This is a genomic window from Pseudomonas sp. DD1, from assembly GCF_044510355.1.
Classification (GTDB): Bacteria; Pseudomonadota; Gammaproteobacteria; order Pseudomonadales; family Pseudomonadaceae; genus Aquipseudomonas; species Aquipseudomonas shahriarae.
In genome coordinates this window covers 343,574-363,246 of record NZ_MSAJ01000022.1, presented here as the reverse complement: position 1 = coordinate 363,246, position 19,673 = coordinate 343,574, and the positions used below count along the sequence as shown (strand labels likewise).

Sequence of the window (19,673 nt, the reverse complement as noted above, 5' to 3'; positions counted from 1 at the left end):
CACGGGCCACTTGATTTGGTGATCGTTCCCACGCTCTGCGTGGTAACGCATCCTGTGACGCTCTGCGTCACCGGGACGCCGAGCATCCCGGGCGGCATTCCCACGCGGAGCGTGGGAACAAGCGAATGACTTACGCGCTTTTTGCCGAAGGCAGTTTCGATACCAGGCGCAGCGACACGGTCAGCCCTTCGAGCTGGTAGTGCGGACGCAGGTAGAACTTGGAGTTGTAGTACCCCGGGTTGCCTTCGACGTCTTCCACGATCACTTCCGCCGCAGCCAATGGGTGCTGGGCCTTGGTGGTTTCGGTGGAGTGCGCCGGGTCGCCGTCGACGTAGTTGAGGATCCAGTCCTGCAACCAGCGCTGCATCTCGTCCTTCTCTTTGAAGGAACCGATCTTGTCGCGCACGATGCACTTCAGGTAGTGGGCGAAACGGCAGGTGGCGAACAGGTACGGCAGGCGCGCGGCCAGGTTGGCGTTGGCGGTGGCGTCCGGGTCGTCGTATTCGGCCGGTTTCTGCAACGACTGGGCGCCGATGAACGCGGCGAAGTCGGTGTTTTTCTTGTGCAGCAGTGGCATGAAACCGTTCTTCGCCAGCTCTGCTTCACGGCGGTCGCTGATGGCGATTTCGGTCGGGCACTTCATGTCCACACCACCGTCATCGGTGGGGAAGGTGTGGGCCGGCAGGTTTTCCACTTCGCCGCCAGATTCCACGCCACGGATGCGCGAGCACCAGCCGTAGTGCTTGAACGAACGGTTGATGTTCACCGCCATCGCGTACGCGGCGTTGGCCCAGGTGTACTTCGAGCTGTCGGCGCCGTCGGTGTTTTCTTCGAAGGCGAAGGCTTCCACCGGGTCAGTCTTGGCGCCATACGGCAGGCGTGCCAGGAAACGCGGCATGGTCAGGCCGATGTAGCGCGAGTCTTCCGATTCGCGCAGCGAGCGCCAGCCGGCGTATTCCGGGGTGGTGAAGATCTTGGTCAGGTCACGCGGGTTCGACAGTTCCTGCCACGAGCCCATGCCCATCACGGTCGGCGATGCAGCTGCGATGAACGGTGAGTGCATCGCGGCGCAGACTTTCGACAGCTCGCCCAACAGTTCCACGTCAGGTGGCGACTGGTCGAAGTAGTAATCGCCCACCAGGCAACCGTAAGGTTCGCCGCCGAACTGGCCGTATTCTTCTTCGTACATCTTCTTGAAGATCGGGCTCTGGTCCCACGCGGTGCCCTTGAATTTCTTCAGGGTCTTGTGCAGGTCAGTCTTGGAGATATTGAGCACGCGAATCTTCAGCTGCTCGTCGCTCTCGGTGTTGTTGACCAGGTAGTGCAGGCCACGCCAGGCGCTTTCCAGCTGCTGGAAATCCGGGTGATGAATCACCTGGTTGACCTGGGCGGTGAGCTTGGCGTCGATGGCGGCGATGATCGACTCGATCGACTTGATCGCGTCGTTGGAGACCAGGTCGGTTTGCGCCAGGGCCTGCTCGGCCAGGGTGCGCACGGCCGTCTCGACGGCTTCGCGGGCACGCTCGGTCTTGGGCTTGAATTCTTGCAGCAACAGCGAGGCGAACTCACTGGTTTCTTCGGTGGCGCCCAGGTTCTGTGCGCCTTCGCGGGCGGTATTCTCGCTCATGATTACTGGTCCCCAGCAGGTTTTGGCGCGCTCGCAAGGGCCTGCAGCAGTGCCGGATCCTTGATCGCCTTCATGATGATTTCTTCAGCGCCAGTCTTGCCGTCCATGTAGGTCAGCAGGTTGGCCAGCTGGGTACGCGCTTCGAGCAGCTTGTTCAGCGAGTCGACCTTGCGCGCCACGGCAGCCGGGCTGAAGTCGTCCATGCTTTCAAAGGTGATGTCCAGGCTCAGGTTGCCTTCGCCGGTCAGCTCGTTGGGTACGTGGAAGGCTACGCGCGGCTGCATGGCCTTGAGGCGTGAGTCGAAGTTGTCGACGTCCACTTCAAGGAACTTGCGATCAGCGACCGGCGCCAGAGGCTCGGCGGGCTTTCCGGCGAGGTCGGCCATCACACCCATCACGAAGGGCAGTTGGACCTTTTTCTCGGCGCCGTAAAGCTCGACGTCGTACTCGATCTGCACTCGAGGCGCGCGGTTGCGCGCGATGAATTTCTGAGAACTTTGCTTCGCCACGTTGCTGCTCCTGGTCGCTTGAGCGACGGTGTTGTTACTGCTCAGTCGGGCGGCTTACTCGCCGTCCGGGCCGCGCAGGTTTTCAAATTGGGACATGCCGTCGGGAATCAGATTGCGCACGATGGTCGCGAAATCGGCGTGCACCAGATTTTTCGCCCGGTTCAACAGCACCGGCAACGGGCTGGAAGGCTCGTGCCGGGTGTAGTACGCAAGGATTCGGTCCAGGTCGCGCAGCACCTCATCGCGGCTGGCGATCTCGCCAGTATTGCGGGGTGCGGCAGGGGCGGCGGCGTGTTCGACCGAGGCGTGGCTGTCGTCACTGACAACCTCGGGTTCACGGCTGTCGCCGCTCTGCGCAGCGAACTGGCTGAAAATCTGCAGGGCCTGCTTGAGCAGGTGTTTCAGCGCGCCGAGGTCTACGCCCTGGGCGGAACCGACTTGCTCGCTGACGTGTTTTTCAATGGTTTCACAGGCCGCACGGGCCTCGACGAGGGCTGCGTGGGTGGCTTGCAGCTGCTCTGGGTCACTGTCGAGGAAGGCCCCGGCCAGTTGCTCGGTACCAAGGGTTTCGCCGGGGAAACTTTGCAGGCCGCTGGCGTTCAGGGCGCCACGCAGGCTCACGGGGCCAAACGCCCGCGAGCGCGTGAGGACACTTTCGCGCAGCAGGCGGATGTTCGTGTCGCAGGTCATTCCCGCGAGGGCGTTGATGCGTACGGTGGGGTCGTTGTGGTCATCGGCATCCAGGCGTGGATGCAGATCGGCCCAGTACTGCTGGAGCAGTTCACTGATCAGGGTCAGGACGCTGGCCAGCCCGCCAACACCTTGCAGGGCGAGGGAGCTTTGCAGCAAAAAATGAGTGATGCGCAGGTCTTTGCTGCGCTGCAGCAAGTCCAGGCACTGTTGCTGGATGCTGCGCCAGTCTGGCGGCTCGGCGGGCAAAATGGCGTCGCCCATGCTGCGCTCGGGTTGACCCTGGGCAGCACGTTCCAAGTGCAGGAAATCCGCGTCATATTCCAAGTCTTCGCCACACGGCGAAGTCGCAGAAACAGCGGTGAGCAGCAACGGCACATCCACCAAATTCGATCTCCATATCGGCCCTTTAGTCTTGGGCAATTCATGCGTTAGTTGCGCGGCTAGTTGCGCAATTTATCGGCATGTTTTCCTGGTCAGGTCAGCGCATTGATTTCAATGTGCCACTACTCATCTTCAAGAAGTTGTGCATTTTTGGTGTAGTAGTTATGCGTTGTCAAGGTAAGCTATTCGTCCTGTGTGACAGATGTGCGGTGTTTAACAACCTGTACGACCTATGAGTCAAAATAGGAATTCCCTGACGCTTTTTGTCACATTGACTGGTTAAAATCGGCGATCATGCTGATAAGCCAGCCTTTTTGGCGTGGTTTAAAGGATTTGCCAGGGCGCGCTTGGGAAGGTATTTCCCTTGGACCGCCCGCGCGTGAGGTACAGCAAGGAGGCAAGATGTCACTGTGTTTGACTATTACTAGTTATCACAAGATCACCCCAGGTCAATGTCCGGAAAAGTCCATGGATAATGGAGTGATGGCAATTGGCCGCTCCAGTGAAAACGACTGGATATTGCCTGATCCAGAACGTTTGGTCTCCGCGCAACATTGCGTTATTCAATACAAAGATGGTCGTTACTATCTAACCGATAACAGTACTAATGGTGTGGAATTGGTTAACGCCGGCATTCGTTTGCGCCGGGGAAACAGTGAGCCATTACAAGATGGTGAATTGATCCGCATCGGCGATTACGAGATCCAGGCACGGATTGATTCCGGGATGAAGGTGACCGACAGCCAGCCTTTCGGCACTGACGGCTCCAACAGTTTCGAAGCCCTCATGGGGCGCCAGGGTGCCGGTGTGGTCACGCCGCTGCCGACCCCGGTGATCGCCCCACAGTTCCAGGGTGCGTCGTCAATGGACACGCTACCGGACCTGTTTGATTTCCTCACGCCGACGGCCGTGCCGCCGCCCACCCAGCCTGACCATGTGCCGGCTGAGCAGCATGATTTCCGCCCGCCCGTCGCGGTTACCGTGCCCGCCCCCGAGCAGCCGCTGAACTCGGGCTCGGTGATTCCAGAAGACTGGGATCTGTTTGGCGAAACACCTACGCCGTCGATCAGCCCGCCACCACCTGTCATCGCGCCGCCTGAGCCGCCCCTCGCGCCCCCTGTGCTCGAGCCCGCGGGCCCTGTGGCAGACGCCAACCAACCCGATTTGCTGCAAGCCTTCCTGCGTGGTGCCGGTCTCGATCAACTGCGCCTGGACAAGGCCCAGGCCGAGGCGCAGATGGAAAGCATCGGCCGCAGCTACCGGCTGATGGTCGAAGGCTTGATCGACGTACTGCGCGCACGCAGCAGCCTCAAGGGCGAGTTCCGCATGCAGCAGACGACGATCCAGCCGGTGGAAAACAATCCGTTGAAATTCGCCCCGAATGCCGACGAAGCGTTACTGCTGCTGCTACGCCACGGCAACCAAGCGTTTATGGCGCCGGACCTGGCCGTGCGCGACAGTTTCGACGACCTGCGCGCGCACCAACTGGCGGTGATGGCCGGTGTCGAAGCGGCCATCAAGCATCTGTTGACGCGCTTCGAGCCGGCCCAATTGGAAGAGCGCATGGGCAAGCCCGGCGGGCTGTCGAGCCTGTTCAACGGCTCGCGCCAGGCCCAGTACTGGCAACAGTTCACTGAGCTCTACAACAGTATTTCCCGTGAGGCCCAGGAGGATTTCCAGGACCTGTTCGGCCGTGAATTCAGCCGGGCCTATGAAGCACACAGCGCACGACAGCGGCGCTGAAACCGGAACAACGGACAGCCACATACGTCATTGAGGACGCAGGATGATTTTCAGGTTTTTACTCGCAGCCGCCAGCGTGTTGCTGCTGACGGCCTGTGCCAAGGATGCCGCGCCGCCCCAGGCGCCAGAGGCACAAATCGACACCACCCGTGTCGAGTTGCACTTCCATGCCATCGCTGGGCTCAACCCCGGCACCACGGGCCAGCCAGCCCCGGTGCGGGTGCGGATTTTCGAGCTGAAAAACGCCGCTGCCTTCAGCCGTGCCGACTATTTCGCCCTGGCAGATCGCGCCCAGCCGACCCTTGGCCTGGACCTGCTGGACCAGGATGAAGTGGTGATCCAACCCGGCCAGCAATTGAGCATCCAGCGCGACCTCGATCCGGCCACCCGGCAGATCGGCCTGCTGGTGGGCTATCGCGAACTGGACCGCGCGCAATGGCGCACGGTGTTCAGCGTGCCGCCCCGCCAGGCCAGCGAATACCAGATCAGCCTTGATGTGCGCGCCGTACGTGCGCACCTCAGCGTTTCCCCATCCAGCCCTGCCCAATAAGAAGCAATCGGAGCCCCCATGTCCTGGAACAATCGCGTGGTCTGGTCGGAAGGCATGTTCATCGGAACGCAGCACTTCCAGCAGCATGACCGTTACCTGGAAAACCTGATTGATGCCCGCAGCCGCCCGCTGTCGGCCGGCGCCTGGGGGTTTTCCGAACTGCTGATCGACCAGGGCCTGCTGGCCCAGGGCAAGCTGGCCATTGTCTCGGCCCGTGGCCTGTTGCCCGATGGCACACCGTTCAATATCCCCCAGGATGACCTGGCGCCGAGCCCGCTGAACATCGACGACAACCTGCGTGACGGCCTGGTTTACCTGGCCTTGCCCCTCAAGCGTGCCGGTGCCCGCGATACGGTCGACGAAGGCGAGCCCCTGGGCGCTGCACGTTACCTGAGCCAGGTGCGCGAGGTGCGGGATGACAACGCACCCTTCGAGAACCGCGCGCCGGTGGCCGTCGGCTCCCGTGCCTTGCGCTTGCTGACCGCTGCCGATGGCATCAGCGACTACGCCGCCATCGGCCTGGTGCGCATCAAGGAAAAACGCGCCGACCGCGCCCTGGTGCTGGATGACAGCTACATCCCGCCGGTGCTCGATGTGGCCGCGAGCAAGCCGCTGACGGCGTTTCGCAGCGAACTGCTGGGCCTGCTGCACCAGCGCGGCGAAGCCCTGGCCGGGCGGGTGGTGGCATCGGGTGCCGGTGGCGCCTCGGAGATTGCCGACTTCATGCTGCTGCAACTGGTCAATCGCGCCCAGCCGCTGATCCAGCACCTGAGCCAGTTGAGCCCGCTGCACCCGGAGCGTTTGTTCAGTGAACTGGTAAGCCTGGCCGGCGAGTTCTCGACCTTCTCCACCTCAGGGCGGCGCCCCGAGGAATACCCGCGCTACCAGCATGACGACCTGGCCCTCAGCTTCGCCCCGGTGATGCAGGCCCTGCGCGAGGCGCTGTCGATGCTGATCGACAGCAAGGCCACGCCTATCCCGATTGTCGAAAAAGCCTATGGCGTGCATGTGGCGATGCTGGCGGACAAAACCCTGATCGACAGCGCCAGCTTCATCCTTGTGGTGCGTGCCGATGTCCCGGGCGAAACCCTGCGTGCGCGCTTCGGCCAGCAGAGCAAGGTCGGCTCGGTGGAGCACATCCGCGACCTGGTCAACCTGCAACTGCCGGGCATCGGCCTGCTGCCGTTGCCGGTGGCGCCACGGCAGATCCCTTACCACGCGGGCTCCACCTACTACGAGCTGGATCGCGGCAGTGAGCATTGGCAGCAACTGATTCACTCCGGCGGCTTCGCCTTCCATATCGCCGGGCAGTTCCCGGGCTTGAACCTGGCCTTCTGGGCGATCCGAGGATAATCCGCGATGCATCCCAATGATGACGACCGCACCCAGTTCATGCCGCGTCCGGGTGGCCGAGCGCCGGAGCCTGCCCGCGCAGAACCAGCGCCTTTGTCGATGCCGGCGGCGCCGATCCTCACCGGCAAAAGCCAGGGCCTCAACCCGCTGGAAAGCGCCGCCGGCCCCTTGCTGGCACTGCTGACGCGCCTGCGCAATACCATCGCCCATCCCGCACCCTCAAGCCTGCGCGCGCAGTTGCTGGCCTACCTGCGCCAGTTCGAAGAACGCGCCGAGGCGGCCGGTGTGGCCCGCAACGAAGTGCTGTTGGCCCGCTACGCGCTGTGCACCGCCCTCGATGAAGCGGTGCTGAGCACGCCCTGGGGCAGCGCCAGTGACTGGGGCAAACAGAGCCTGCTGATCACCGTGCACAACGAAGCCTGGGGCGGCGAAAAGGTCTTCCAACTGCTGGACCACTGCCTGCAAAGCCCGCGCGAACGCCTGTATCTGCTGGAGCTGTTGTACCTGTGCATGTGCCTGGGTTTCGAAGGCCGCTACCGGGTAATGAACGACGGCCGCAGCCAGCTCGAAGCCCTGCGCGAACGCACGGCGGCGGCGATTCGCAGTGCCCGTGGCGAGCATGAGCGCGAGCTGTCGCCCCATTGGCGCGGCGTGACCGTGGCCCGCGATCGCCTGGCGCAATTCATGCCGCCGTGGATCGCCGTGGCCATCGGCCTGGCTTTGCTGCTGGCCCTACTGTTTGGCTTGCGCCTGAAACTGGCGTCGGATGCCGAGCCGGTGTTCAAAAACATCCATGCATTGGGGGAAATCCCGGTGCAGGCCATCGACCGCCCGGTGGCGCAGCCGAAAATCATCGAGCGCCCACGCCTGGCGGGCTTTCTGGTGGAGGATATCAAGGCGGGCCGGGTCGCGGTGGAAGATGCCGTCGACCGCTCCGTGGTGACGATCCGTGGCGATGAACTGTTCGCCTCGGCCAGCTCCAGCATTGTCGATGACTACCAACCCCTGATGCTGCGCATCGCCGATGCCATCCGCAAGGTCAAGGGCCAGGTGCGGGTGACCGGGCACAGCGACAATCGGCCGATTGCCACCCTGCGCTTCCCGTCCAACTGGGCCTTGTCCGAGGCGCGGGCCAAGTCGGTGCTGGAAATCCTCGCGGCCAAGACCGGCCAGGGCGAGCGCTTCAGCGCCGAGGGTCGCAGCGACACCGAGCCGGTGGCGACCAACGCCACAGCCGAAGGCCGTGCCCGCAATCGTCGGGTTGAAATCACCGTATTGGCGGAGGGCGTCGAGTGAAGGCGTTTTTCAGTTTTATGATTCGCTGGGTGATCCCCGTGCTGGGCCTGATTGCCCTGGGCCTGATCATCTGGTTTGTCGGGCCGTTGCTCGACGTGCTGGTGCCGGAAGGCCGGCGCTGGGCCTTGATCATCCTGGTCTTCGCGGTGTGGATTGCCTACCGCGTGTTTCGCATCATCCAGGCGCGCCGTCAGGCCGCCGAAGTGATGCGCAGCCTGGCCGCCGAAACCCCGGCCGACCCCAACAGTGTCGCCACTGCCGAAGAGTTGGCCACCCTGCGCCAACGCATGGACGAAGCCCTCGCGCTGTTGAAAAAGGCCAAGTTGGGCGGTGACGAACGGCGCAACCTCTATGAGTTGCCGTGGTATGTGATCATCGGCCCGCCGGGCTCGGGCAAGACCACCGCGCTGGTCAACTCCGGGTTGCACTTCCCCCTGGCTGCCCAGTTGGGTGCCGGTGCGGTGCGCGGCGTGGGCGGTACACGTAACTGCGATTGGTGGTTTACCGATCAAGCGGTGCTGCTGGACACCGCCGGGCGCTACACCACCCAGGACAGCAACTCCACGGTGGATAAAGCCGCCTGGCTGGGCTTCCTCGACCTGCTGAAAAAGCAGCGCGCCCGCCGCCCGATTGATGGCGCTTTTATCGCCATCAGCCTGTCGGACCTGCTGCTGGGCACTGACGCCGAGCGCGCCGCTCACGCTGCTGCAATCCGCCTGCGCATCCAGGAGTTGTACACCCAGTTGGGCGTGCGTTTCCCGATCTACCTGATGCTCACCAAGCTCGATCTGGTGCCGGGTTTCATGGAGTTTTTCGACAACCTGAGCAAGGAAGATCGCGCCCAGGTGTGGGGCATGACCTTTGCCCTGGACGACGGCAAGCACAGCGACAGCCCCCTGGCCCATCTGCAAAGCGAATTCGCCGGCCTGGAGCAGCGCCTCAACGAGCGCCTGGTGGAACGCCTGCAACAGGAGCGCGACCCGGCGCGGCGCGACCTGATCTATGGTTTCCCGCAGCAATTCGGTGCGCTGAAGGATTGCCTGCAAAGCTTCCTCGAGGGCGTGTTCAAGCCCAATGCCTTTGAAGAGCGCGTGCTGCTGCGCGGCGTCTATTTCACCAGCGGTACCCAGGAAGGCAGCCCGATTGACCGACTGATCGGCGCCATGGCCCAGAGCATGAACCTCGACCGCCAGCACCTGGCGCGCCAGAGCGGTACTGGGCGCAGCTACTTCATCGAGAAACTGTTCAGCGCCGTGGCCTTTGCCGAGCGTGGCCTGGTGGGGGTCAACCCGAAGGTCGAGCGCCGCCGCAAATGGGTCGCCCGTGGCGTGCTCGCCGCGACGGTTGCGCTGGTGCTGGTGGTCAGCAGCCTGTGGTGGCTGAGTTATCGCGCCAACCAGGCGTATATCGCCCAGGTCGACCACAAGGTCGCACCACTGGGCCAGGCCGTGCAGAGCCTGAGCCCGGCACAGCGTGATGTGCTGGCGGTGTTGCCGCTGCTCAACGCGGTTAAGAGCCTGGCGGGCGATTCGCCAAGCTGGTCCGAGGGCCTGGGCCTGTATCAGGGCGACATGCTCGAAGCCGAATCTGCCAGTGTCTACCGCAAGCTGCTGATCGCGGTGTTCGCCCCGCGCCTGGTGACGCGCATCGAAGAGCAACTGCACGGTGGTGGCAGTTCCGATTTCCTCTACGAAGGCTTGAAGGCCTACCTGATGCTGGCGGACAGCGAGCATTACGACCCGGACTTTATCAAGGCCTGGATAGCCCTGGACTGGGACCGCAACCTGCCGCGCGACCTGCCCGCCGACCAGCGCCAGGCCCTCAGCGCTCACCTGCAGGCGCTGTTCGACCGCCATCCGCCGAATGCGCGCCTCGACCCACGGCTGATCGACGACTTGCGCCGGCAACTGCAACAACTGCCGGTGGCCCAGCGTGTGTACGACCGGGTCAAGCGCCAGAAACTGCCCGACGGCGTGACCGACTTCCGCATCAACGAAGCCGCTGGGCGGGATGCTGCGCTGGTGTTCAGCCGCAAAAGTGGCAAGCCGCTGGGCGAGCCGTTGAGTGGCTTGTTTACCGCCAAGGGCTATCGCCAGGGCTTTTTGCTGACCAGCCTGAATCAGGCCGGGACCCTGGCCGAAGAGCAATGGGTATTTGGCCAGGCGCCGGCAGATCAACAGAATGTGGCGAGCCTTGCCGCCGACGTGCGACGCCTGTACTTCCAGGACTATCAGCGCCAATGGGACGCCTTGCTGGCGGATATCGACTTTGTGCCCATCACCAGCGTGGCCCAGGCGGCGGACGTGTTGCGGGTGATCTCCGGCCCGACCTCGCCGCTGAAAAAGCTGCTGGTGGCGGTGGCCAAGGAAACCGACCTGCAAGCTGAAGAACGCCAATTGGCGGCCAAGGGCGTGCCGGTGGAAGGTGGCGTCGACAAGCTCAAGGAGCGCCTCGGCAGCCTGCTCGGCGAGGCCCAACCGACGGCCAGTGCACCGGCCCTCACGGAAGACCCGGTGACCGCGCACTTTGCCGAACTCAACAGCATCGTCGCCAAGAACGAAGGCGAGCCGGCGGCCATCGACGGCCTGCTGGCGGATATGAATGCGCTGTATGTGCAGGTCAGCGCCATGGTCGGCGCCAGTGGCGATGCCTTGCTCGGCGAAGCCAAGAACCAGGCCGCAGCGGCCGCCACCCGGGTCAGCCTGAATGCCGAACGCCAGCCGCCGCTGGTACAGGGCATGGTCAAGTCGGTGGTCAACTCCACCACCAACAGCATGATGGGCGGGGTGCGCAATCAACTGAACGCGGCCTGGGTCAGTGAAGTGGTGAATGTGTATCGCCAGTCCCTGGCCGGGCGCTACCCGATGTCCCCCGGCAGTGCTCGGGACGCCACCCTGGACGACTTCGGCCAGTTCTTCGGGGTGGGCGGGGTGATGGACAACTACTTCCGCAAATACCTGCAACCCTACGTCGATACCTCTGCGCAGACCTGGCGCTGGCAGCCGGGGGCGGCGCAGAAGCTCGGCATCGCGCCGGGCGTGCTGCAAACCTTCCAGCGCGCGGCGACTATTCGGGATGCGTTCTTTCGCGCGGGGGGCACGCAGCCCATCGTGCGTTTCGAGCTCAAGCCGGTGGCGATGGACGCGACCATCACCCAGTTCCTGCTTGACCTGGACGGCCAGCAACTGAGCTACGACCACGGCCCGAGCCGGCCGGTGGCGATGCAATGGCCGAATCCCGGCAGCAGTGGCGGGGTGCGCATCTCGATCATGCCGCCATCGGCCAGCGGTCGCTCCGGCGTCACCCTGGATGGCCCATGGGCGTGGTTCCGCCTGTTGGAGCAGTCGGAGCTTTCTGCTGGCAATTCGCCGGACCGCTTCAACCTGCGTCTGCGGGTCGACGGCGCGAGCATCGCCTATGAATTGCGTGCCAACAGCGCCTTCAACCCGTTCAAGAGCCGTGTGCTCAGTGGCTTCAGCCTGCCGGAGCGGCTATGACCACCCTGGGGTTCTACGGCAAGTTGGCCAGTCGCGGGGACTTTGTCAGCCGTGCCTTGCCCCAGAGCTTTATCGGCCCCTGGGACAGTTGGCTGGCTGCCGGTTTGCTCGCCAGCCAGCACAGCCTGGGCGACAACTGGCTCAACGCGTACCTGGTCAGCCCGCTGTGGCGTTTCGTGCTGGCGCCGGGGGTGTGCGGGCCGGATGCGGCGGCGGGTGTCGTGATGCCGAGCATTGATCGGGTCGGGCGGTATTTCCCGCTGGCGGTGGTCGCCTTGTTGGATCACGACACCAATCCGGCGTCCCTGGTGGGTGGCCCGGATGCCTGGTTCGAACAGATCGAGGAGCTGCTGCTCAGCACCTTGCAGCCCGGCGCCACGTTCGAAGGGTTTAACCACGGCGTTGACCGCCTGGGCTTGCCGGCCAGTGAACCGCGTGCCCTGGACAGTCGCTTCGCCAGCCTGCAACGGGTCGCCGCCACCGTGCCTCTTGGGCGCATGACCGCCCTTGCCGAACAGGCCTGCGAAGGCGCCAGCCTGTGGTGGGGGCGTGGTTCGCAACGTATTTCCCCCGGTTTATTACGGTGCCAGGGTTTGCCTGCTGCCGGCGATTTTGCGCAATTTCTGCTCGGACAAGAAGGTGTGGTGTAGATGGGGTCGACGTACAAATCCGCGAGCAAAAGCCATGTGGGCATGGTGCGCCAGGTCAATGAAGACGCGTGCCTGGACCTCCCGGAAAACCGCCTGTGGGTGGTGGCCGACGGCATGGGCGGGCACGCGGCCGGCGACTATGTCAGCAGCCTGATCGTCGACAGCCTGCGCGGCCTGCCCGTGGGGCGGTCCCTGGACGAATATACGGCGGCGCTGCGCACCGAGCTGACCCGGGTCAACGCGGCCGTACGTGAAGAAACCGCCAACCGTGGCGTGACCATGATGGGCAGCACCGTGGTGGTGCTGGCCGCACGCGGCCTGCGCGGTGTGTGCCTGTGGGCCGGCGACAGCCGCTTGTATCGCCTGCGCGATGGCGAGTTGGAACGCATCTCCCGCGACCACAGCTACGTGCAGGACCTGCAGGACAGCGGCCTGCTCAGCGAAGCCGATGCGCGGGTGCATCCGCGGGCCAATATCGTCACCCGCGCCATTGGTGTGGAGGCGCAATTGGAGCTGTCGGTGGTCGACCTGTTGATCGCCCCCGGTGACAGCTACCTGCTGTGCAGCGATGGCCTGAACAAGACCGTCGAAGACCACGAAATCCGTGACGTGCTGAGCCATGCCGAGCCTGACGAAATCGCCCGCAGCCTGGTGCACCTGGGGCTCAATCGCGGTGCGCCCGACAACATCACCACCCTCGTCGTGAAGGTGTCGCCATGACCCTGATCATCCCCGGCTACGACATCGACGGCGAAATCGGCGAAGGCGCCATGGCCAGCGTGTACCTGGCGACCCAGCGGTCGCTGGAGCGCAAGGTGGCGTTGAAAGTCATGGCCGCCGCGCTGGCTGCCGACCCGAGTTTCTGCGAGCGTTTCCTGCGCGAGGGCAAGACCCTGGCGCGGCTGTCGCACCCGCACACCGTGACCATCCACGACATCGGCAATGTCGGCGAGTTGTATTACATGGCCATGGAATACCTGCCCAATGGCACGCTCAAGGAGCGCATCGCCGCCGGCCTGACGCCGGAGCAGGGGCTGGTGTATATCCGCCAGATCGCCTCGGCCCTGGGTTACGCCCACGCCCAGGGTTTGGTGCACCGCGACGTCAAGCCGGCGAACATCCTGTTTCGCGCCGATGGCACGGCGGTGCTGTCGGACTTCGGGATCGCCAAGTCCCTGGATGACCGCACCCAGTTCACCCAGGCCGGGTTTGCCGTGGGCACCCCCAGCTACATGAGCCCGGAACAGGCGCGGGGCCAGGAAATCGACGGCCGCGCCGACCTGTACGCCCTCGGGGTGGTGCTCTACGAAATCCTCGTCGGCAAGCTGCCTTACAACGGCACCGATGCACTCTCCACCGCCCTGGCGCACCTGACCGAGCCCTTGCCGGAACTGCCGCTGCACCATGGCCGTTATCAAGAGGTGCTGAAAAAACTCTTGGCCAAGGATCCGGCGCAGCGTTTCCCGGATGCCGCCGCGCTGCTGCTGGCTCTGGATCGGTTGCCCCTGGAGGCGCCGAAAGAAGCCTTGGAGGCGACCTTGATTCGCCCTGCCGTGATGCCGGCCGGTCAGGATCTGGCCGGGTTGACCCCGGTGTCCATCGAAATTCCCAATGCTGCGCCGCAACCGCAACCGCAACCGCAACCGCAGTCGCAAGCAGTGCGCCAGCCGGTGGTGAGCCCCACGCAGCATCGCGCGGAGTCCGAGCAGCGGCGTGGCCCGGTCCTGGCATTGGCCGCCGTGGCCGTCGCGGTCGCGCTGGCCATCGGTGGCGCCAGTTACTGGTGGCTGAGTGACGACGCCCCTGCGCCGCCGCCTGCTGCGGTCGTGCCCGCTACGCCGGCTGCGGTTAAACCGCTGGCCGCTGATAGCGACGGCGGTCAGCGCCCCTTGCTGATGGCCGGCAAGAAAACCCTGTTCCAGCGCGTCCTGAGCAAGCCCGGCGCCAAGCTCTCCAGCGAGGCGGGCGGCGCACCGGGTAAGGCCTTGCCCGCGTTCTCGGTGCTTTATGTGTACCAGCGCAAAGATGTCGACGGCAGCCCATGGCTGCGCATTGGCGCCGCCACCGATGGGCGCAGTGACGGTTGGTTGCCGGCCGCGCAAGTCAGCGACTGGAAGCAGAGCCTGGTGCTCAAGTTCACTGAGCGTTCGGGACGGGCACCGGTGATGTTCCTGCGCCAGCCTGGCGAGGTGGAAAAACTCCTGGCTGACCCGGCCGCCGCGAAAAACCTGCTGCTCAAGGCGCAGAAAAACCCTGAGGACAATCAACAGGTCCTGGCCCTGGAGCCCACAGCCAGTGCCGTGCCGCAGAACCAGTTCTACCTGTTGCCGATCTTCGATGCCAAAGAGAGCTTCGACGAGAATGGCCAGCCGGTGCAGTTGCTCAATGTGGCGTCCATCGACCCCGGCACTGCGGCCGCCAAGCCGGCCACCCCGCTGATCAATGCGAATGCCGATGCATTCCGCACCGCCGTGGTGCTGGTGGTGGATACCACGGTGTCGATGCAGCCGTATATCGACCAGGTGCGCGATGTGGTCCATGAACTGCAAACCCGCATTGCCGAGCGCGGCGAGTTGGACAGCGTCAGCTTTGGCATGGTCGGCTTTCGCAGCAGCGTGAAGAAAACCCCGGGCCTGGAGTACGTGGCCAAGACCCTGATCACCCTCGACCAGGGCCGCGACCCCCAGCGGTTTCTGGATATGGCGCGGCAGGTCAAAGCCTCCACCGTCTCCAGCCACTCGTTCAATGAAGATGCGTTTGCCGGGGTGATGCAGGCGGTGGAAGGCATGGATTGGTCCGGCTATGGCGGGCGCCTGATCCTGCTGGTGACCGATGCCGGGGCCCTGCGCAAGAACGACCCGTTTGCCGCGACCCAGATGAACGAAGCCGAAGTGCGCCAGGCGGCGCTGGGCAAGCAGATCAAGATCTATGCCCTGCACCTGCGCACCGACGCCGGCAAGAAAACCCATGGCGGCGCCGAATCCCAGTACCGCACCCTGACCGCCGACGCCAACCCACGGATCGGCGATCTGTACACGGCAGTGCCGGGCGGTGATGTGCGCAAGCTGGGCGAGCGGGTCGATGAGATCGGCACGGTGTTCGCCAACCTGGTGCATCAGGTACGCAGCAATACCCCGCAGCCGGTGCCGTTGCTCAGCAGTGCGCCGAGCCTGGCGGATAAATCCGCCGCCGTCGGCTATGCCATGCACATGGACTTCCTCGGCCACAAAGGCGCGAGCCAGGCGCCGCAACTGGTCAACGCCTGGACCGCCGACCGCGACCTGACCAACCCGGCCCTGCCGGCGTTCCAGGTCTGCGTGATGCTGACCAAACTGCAGCTCAACGATTTGCAGCAATCGCTGAAATTGATCGTCGATGCGGCACGCAAGACCCAGACTTCGCCCAGGGATTTCTTCCAGGAAATCGCCAGCGCCTCGGCCTACATGAGCCGCGACCCGCAGGCCCTGCGCAAGGGTGGCAACCTCGCCGACGGCGGCATTCTGGGTGAATACCTGGAAGGTCTGCCGTACCGCAGCAAGTCCCTGAACATGACCCAGGACCTGTGGCTGTCATTGAGCGTGGCCGAACAGGAAGACTTTATCGACGAGCTGGATTCGAAGATCCGCCTCTATGAAACCTTCCATAACGACGTGGCCAATTGGGTCCGTTTCGGTGATGCCGAACCGGGCGATGCGTTGTACCGCGTGCCACTGTCGACGCTGCCTTGATGCTGAACCTGAGCGCGGTGCACAAGAACCGGGGCCTCGGTAGCCAGCGCTATAGCCTGGTGATTCCGGCACTGCACCTGGGTGCAGGTGAACAGCTGGCGATTGTCGGGCCGAGCGGTTGCGGCAAAAGCACCTTGCTCGATCTGCTGGCGTTGGTCCTGGCACCTGATCAGGTGGGCCGTTTTGAATTCAACCAGTTGGATATCGGCGGGCTGTGGCGGGCCAATCAGCAATCCACGTTGGCCGGGTTGCGCAGCCGGCATCTTGGTTACGTGCTGCAGACCGGTGGCCTGCTGGGCTTTCTCGATGTGCGCAGCAATATCGCCCTGTCCCGGCAGCTGTTGGGCCTGAAGGACGATGGCAGCGTGGCGCGGCTGGCTGCGCAGTTGCAAATCAGTGACCAGTTGGCCAAGAAGCCTGGCGCGTTGTCGGTGGGTCAGCGCCAGCGTGTCAGTTGCGCCCGCGCCCTGGCCCATGCCCCGCAATTGGTGCTGGCCGATGAGCCGACCGCGTCCCTGGATCCGCTCAATGCCGAGCGCGTGATGCAGGCGCTGCTGGCCCAGGCCCGTGAGCACCGCGCCGCGTGCGTGATCGCCACCCATGACGAGCCCCTAGCCCGCGCCAGTGGCTTGCAGGTGCGGCGCATCAGTTGCCAGCGTGACAGCGACGGTGGCGTCACGGCGACTCTCGGGGAGGCATGTTGATGCGTATCCCTCTGTTGGCTTCCCTCGCTTGGCAGGATTACCGCAACGATGGCTGGCTGTCGGCCTGTTCGGTGTTGGCGCTGGTGGCGGTGATCGCGCCGTTGCTGGTGTTGTTCGGCCTGAAATTCGGACTGGTCAGCAGCTTGACCGAGCGCTTGGAGAATGACCCGGCGACCCGCGAAATCATCCCGTTGGGCGGGGGGCGGTTCAGTCGCGCCTTTGTCGAGCAACTTGGTCAGCGCAGCGATGTGGCGTTTGCCATCCCGCGCACGCGGCAGATTGCGGCCACGGCCCAGGTGGGCACGTTGACCCTGGAGATGCTGCCCACCGCGCCGGGTGATCCGTTGCTGGGCGGTTTGCCTATCCCGGCGGGCCTGGAGCAGATCGTGCTGAGCCACACCGCCGCCGAGAAGCTGGCGGCGCGGCCGGGAGATTGGCTGCAAACCCGCTTTGCGCGGCAAGTGGCCGGTCGCGTCGAGGCCCGGGATGCACGGTTGCAGGTGGTGGCAGTGCTGCCCCTGGAGGCGTTTGCGCGGGACGGTTTGTTTGCCGACTTGAGCCTGCTGGAAGCGGCGGAAGACTACCGCGATGGCCGTGCGGTGTCGGCGCTGGGCTGGGAGGGTGCCGCGGTGGGCGTGAGCGAGCAGCGGGTGTATCCGGCGTTTCGTTTATATGCACGCAGCCTTACCGATGTTGAGCCGCTACGGCTGTATTTCGCCGCGCAGAACCTGTTGGTCTCGACCCAGGCGCTGAGCATCGCCCAGGTGCAGTCGCTGAGTCGCAACTTGGCGATTGTGTTCTGGATCATCGCCGGCCTGGCCTTGGCGGGGGCATTTGCGGCGATTTTCGCCGGGGCGTTGGCCGCTGTCGCGCGCAAGCGCCGGGAGTTATCGGTGTTGCGCCTGTTGGGGGTTTCCACTGGCGCGCTGTTGTTGTTCGTGACGCTGCAGGCGCTCTACAGCGCGGGGTTGGCCGCTGTGCTCAGCGCCGGGCTGTATGGCCTGGCCGAGGCGGGTTTGAATCAATTATTCGTGCAGGTGCCGGGCGAATACGCCAGCCACCTGTTGGCGCGGCATTACGCCCTGGCCCTGGTCGCGGTGCTCGGCGTCAGCGCCGTGGCGGCCGTGTGTGGGGGGTGGCGGGTCGCGCGTATCCAGGCTTCTGAGGGCATCAGAGATGTATAAGTTATTGGGCGCCGCCGTGGCGCTGAGCCTGGCCACTGTGGCCTGGGCCGACGAGGCAAGCGATAAGCTCGACAACCCCAAGCCGTTGGCCGATGACGTCAGCCTGCCGCTGCCGTGTGAGGGCAACATGGTGTTCCGCTACGCCTATGTCCTGGCCCAGGGCACCCTGGACGACCGAGAGGTCAGCCTCGGCTACCCGTTCAGCGAAGGCGAGGCGGGCTACAAGCAGTCGTTTATCTCGGGTTACCGCCGCGACTTTATCAACGGCCAATTCACCCTCAAGGATTTGCCCAAGAGCTGGAACAAGGTCATTGCGCCGCTGATGCCCAAGACCGACGCCAAGACCCCGCTCAAGCCGATGCTCTACTTTATCGGCAAGTACGAAGTCACCGCGCGCCAGTACGCCCAGGTCATGTCCCAGGCCCAGTCCCTGGCCAGTGGTGAGCCGGCGCCAGCGTGCGAGGTGCCTGAGGGCATGGCCGGGCGCTTGCCCAAGGTCAAGCTGTCGCGCTTTGAAGCCGAGCGTTTCTCGGCGGTCTACAGCGCCTGGTTGATGAAATATCACCGCGACTTGCTGCCGGTCAGTGGCCGCGGTGCTTCGGCGCAAGATGGCGGCCTGGGGTTTGTGCGGCTGCCTACCGAAGTGGAATGGGAGTTCGCCGCGCGCGGCGGCCAGGCAGTGAGCCGCCAGGATCTGGAAGGCCGCTTGTTCCCCCGGCGTATCGAGGGCAGCGACAGCGACGGCCCGCTGGGCGATTGGGCGGTGTTCAACCAGGTCGCCGGCGGCACCGGCCAGGCGGCGCGGCTGATGCCTATCGGTACCAAGTTACCGAACCCCATCGGCATGTTCGATGTGATCGGCAACGCCGCGGAGATGGTCCAGGAGTCGTTCCAACTGGTTCACGCCGGGCGCCGCCAGGGCACCTATGGCGGCTTTATCGTCAAGGGCGGCAACTACTTGGAGGGCGAGGGCACGCTGTTCAGCGGCATGCGCCGCGAATACCCGCTGTTCGGCGCCGATGGCACGGAGCAAAGCAACGAGACCACGGGCTTCAGGGTGGCGATTGGCGCGCTGTCGGCACCGCGCTCACGCTACAACGAACTGTTCGCGCAGTGGCAGAAAGAGGGGCGCCTGGCCGCGCTGACCGACGCCATCGACGACGCCCAGGACCCGACCAAGCGCCTGGACAGCATCATTGCCGCCAGCGCCGACCCACGGCTGCAGGCCGAGTTGGGGCTGGTCAACGAAGAGCTCAAGCGCAACGTGTCGCTGATCGCCCAGCAGCGTGAGGAGGCGGCTGGCAACCTGATCCAGTCTGCCGCCCTGGTGGCCGAGACCATCAATAACTACAACATCCGCCTGATCAATCTGCAGAAGAGTCGCCAGCAGTCCCTGGACGCCAAGGACGAGGCCAGCGCGCAGTTGTTCGCCACGGCCATCGCCAATGGCCGCAGCGCGCTCGACGGCGCAGTGGCGATCTATATCGACAACTTGGCCACCGGCACGCGCTACACCGATGCGGTGATCCAGGCGCAGTTTCAACGGATCCAGCAAGAGTTGGAGCGCAAGCCGGTACTGGGCAAGAGCCTGGTGACACGCGCGACGTTATTCGTTCGCCATGTCGGCAACTATCGCAAACAACAGCGAGCCGACCCGGCAACGATTTTGAAGGAATTGCTCGCAGCGAGCGGTCAGCGGTCTTGACCGTTGGTTGTATAGCGAGCTTGGAAGGGACTCAGGCGGCATGGGCCGTGCTG

The 19,673-nt window shown here is 64.2% G+C and carries 14 protein-coding genes; 11 read left to right on the top strand and 3 right to left on the bottom strand.

What is annotated here, in order from left to right; genetic code table 11:
* Window positions 1-130: 130 nt before the first annotated feature.
* Genes tssC through tssA form a run of 3 tightly spaced genes read right to left on the bottom strand, consistent with a single transcriptional unit; the run spans window position 131 to window position 3,210 of the window.
* The gene (gene tssC / locus PSFL_RS14990) at window positions 131-1,627 is read right to left on the bottom strand and encodes a type VI secretion system contractile sheath large subunit (RefSeq protein ID WP_057440528.1); all 1,497 of its coding nucleotides are present in this window, start codon (window positions 1,625-1,627) and stop codon (window positions 131-133) included.
* A gap of 2 nt (window positions 1,628-1,629) precedes the next feature.
* The gene (tssB, locus tag PSFL_RS14985; RefSeq protein WP_010168268.1) at window positions 1,630-2,136 is read right to left on the bottom strand and encodes a type VI secretion system contractile sheath small subunit; all 507 of its coding nucleotides are present in this window, start codon (window positions 2,134-2,136) and stop codon (window positions 1,630-1,632) included.
* A gap of 54 nt (window positions 2,137-2,190) precedes the next feature.
* Window positions 2,191-3,210: a type VI secretion system protein TssA gene (gene tssA, locus PSFL_RS14980; protein ID WP_198848700.1), complete on the bottom strand. Its 1,020-nt coding sequence runs from the start codon at window positions 3,208-3,210 to the stop codon at window positions 2,191-2,193.
* A 402-nt stretch (window positions 3,211-3,612) separates the two neighbouring features.
* On the opposite strand from tssA, the gene tagH reads away from it, so the two are divergent.
* From tagH to PSFL_RS14925, 11 genes are read left to right on the top strand one after another with little or no spacing between them, the layout of a single operon-like run.
* Window positions 3,613-4,953, top strand: coding sequence for a type VI secretion system-associated FHA domain protein TagH (tagH, locus tag PSFL_RS14975; protein WP_397470211.1), 1,341 nt, complete (start codon window positions 3,613-3,615; stop codon window positions 4,951-4,953).
* A gap of 43 nt (window positions 4,954-4,996) precedes the next feature.
* The gene (tssJ, locus tag PSFL_RS14970) at window positions 4,997-5,503 is read left to right on the top strand and encodes a type VI secretion system lipoprotein TssJ (protein ID WP_120734343.1); all 507 of its coding nucleotides are present in this window, start codon (window positions 4,997-4,999) and stop codon (window positions 5,501-5,503) included.
* An 18-nt stretch (window positions 5,504-5,521) separates the two neighbouring features.
* Complete coding sequence (tssK, locus tag PSFL_RS14965; RefSeq protein ID WP_057444220.1) at window positions 5,522-6,856, top strand: type VI secretion system baseplate subunit TssK; 1,335 nt, start codon at window positions 5,522-5,524, stop codon at window positions 6,854-6,856.
* 6 nt (window positions 6,857-6,862) lie between these two features.
* Window positions 6,863-8,152, top strand: coding sequence for a DotU family type VI secretion system protein (locus PSFL_RS14960; RefSeq protein WP_032856783.1), 1,290 nt, complete (start codon window positions 6,863-6,865; stop codon window positions 8,150-8,152).
* Window positions 8,149-11,649, top strand: a complete 3,501-nt coding sequence (tssM, locus tag PSFL_RS14955) for a type VI secretion system membrane subunit TssM (RefSeq protein ID WP_397470210.1) — start codon at window positions 8,149-8,151, stop codon at window positions 11,647-11,649. Before PSFL_RS14960 ends, tssM begins: the two co-directional genes overlap by 4 nt.
* Window positions 11,646-12,299: a type VI secretion system-associated protein TagF gene (tagF, locus tag PSFL_RS14950; RefSeq protein WP_057440524.1), complete on the top strand. Its 654-nt coding sequence runs from the start codon at window positions 11,646-11,648 to the stop codon at window positions 12,297-12,299. The genes tssM and tagF overlap by 4 nt, the downstream gene beginning before the upstream one ends.
* Complete coding sequence (locus PSFL_RS14945) at window positions 12,300-13,019, top strand: PP2C family serine/threonine-protein phosphatase (protein WP_057440523.1); 720 nt, start codon at window positions 12,300-12,302, stop codon at window positions 13,017-13,019.
* Window positions 13,016-16,027 (top strand): serine/threonine-protein kinase, encoded by a 3,012-nt coding sequence (locus PSFL_RS14940; RefSeq protein ID WP_397470209.1) that lies wholly within the window; start codon window positions 13,016-13,018, stop codon window positions 16,025-16,027. The genes PSFL_RS14945 and PSFL_RS14940 overlap by 4 nt, the downstream gene beginning before the upstream one ends.
* Window positions 16,027-16,731 carry an ABC transporter ATP-binding protein gene (locus PSFL_RS14935; RefSeq protein WP_115129288.1) on the top strand — a complete coding sequence of 235 codons (705 nt, stop codon included), beginning with the start codon at window positions 16,027-16,029 and terminating at the stop codon, window positions 16,729-16,731. The genes PSFL_RS14940 and PSFL_RS14935 overlap by 1 nt, the downstream gene beginning before the upstream one ends.
* On the top strand, window positions 16,731-17,915 hold the full coding sequence (locus PSFL_RS14930; protein ID WP_170044604.1) for an ABC transporter permease: 1,185 nt from the start codon (window positions 16,731-16,733) through the stop codon (window positions 17,913-17,915). The genes PSFL_RS14935 and PSFL_RS14930 overlap by 1 nt, the downstream gene beginning before the upstream one ends.
* A complete protein-coding gene (locus PSFL_RS14925; RefSeq protein ID WP_170059918.1) occupies window positions 17,908-19,620 on the top strand; it encodes an SUMF1/EgtB/PvdO family nonheme iron enzyme in 1,713 nt (570 codons plus the stop codon). Before PSFL_RS14930 ends, PSFL_RS14925 begins: the two co-directional genes overlap by 8 nt.
* Window positions 19,621-19,673: the final 53 nt, after the last annotated feature.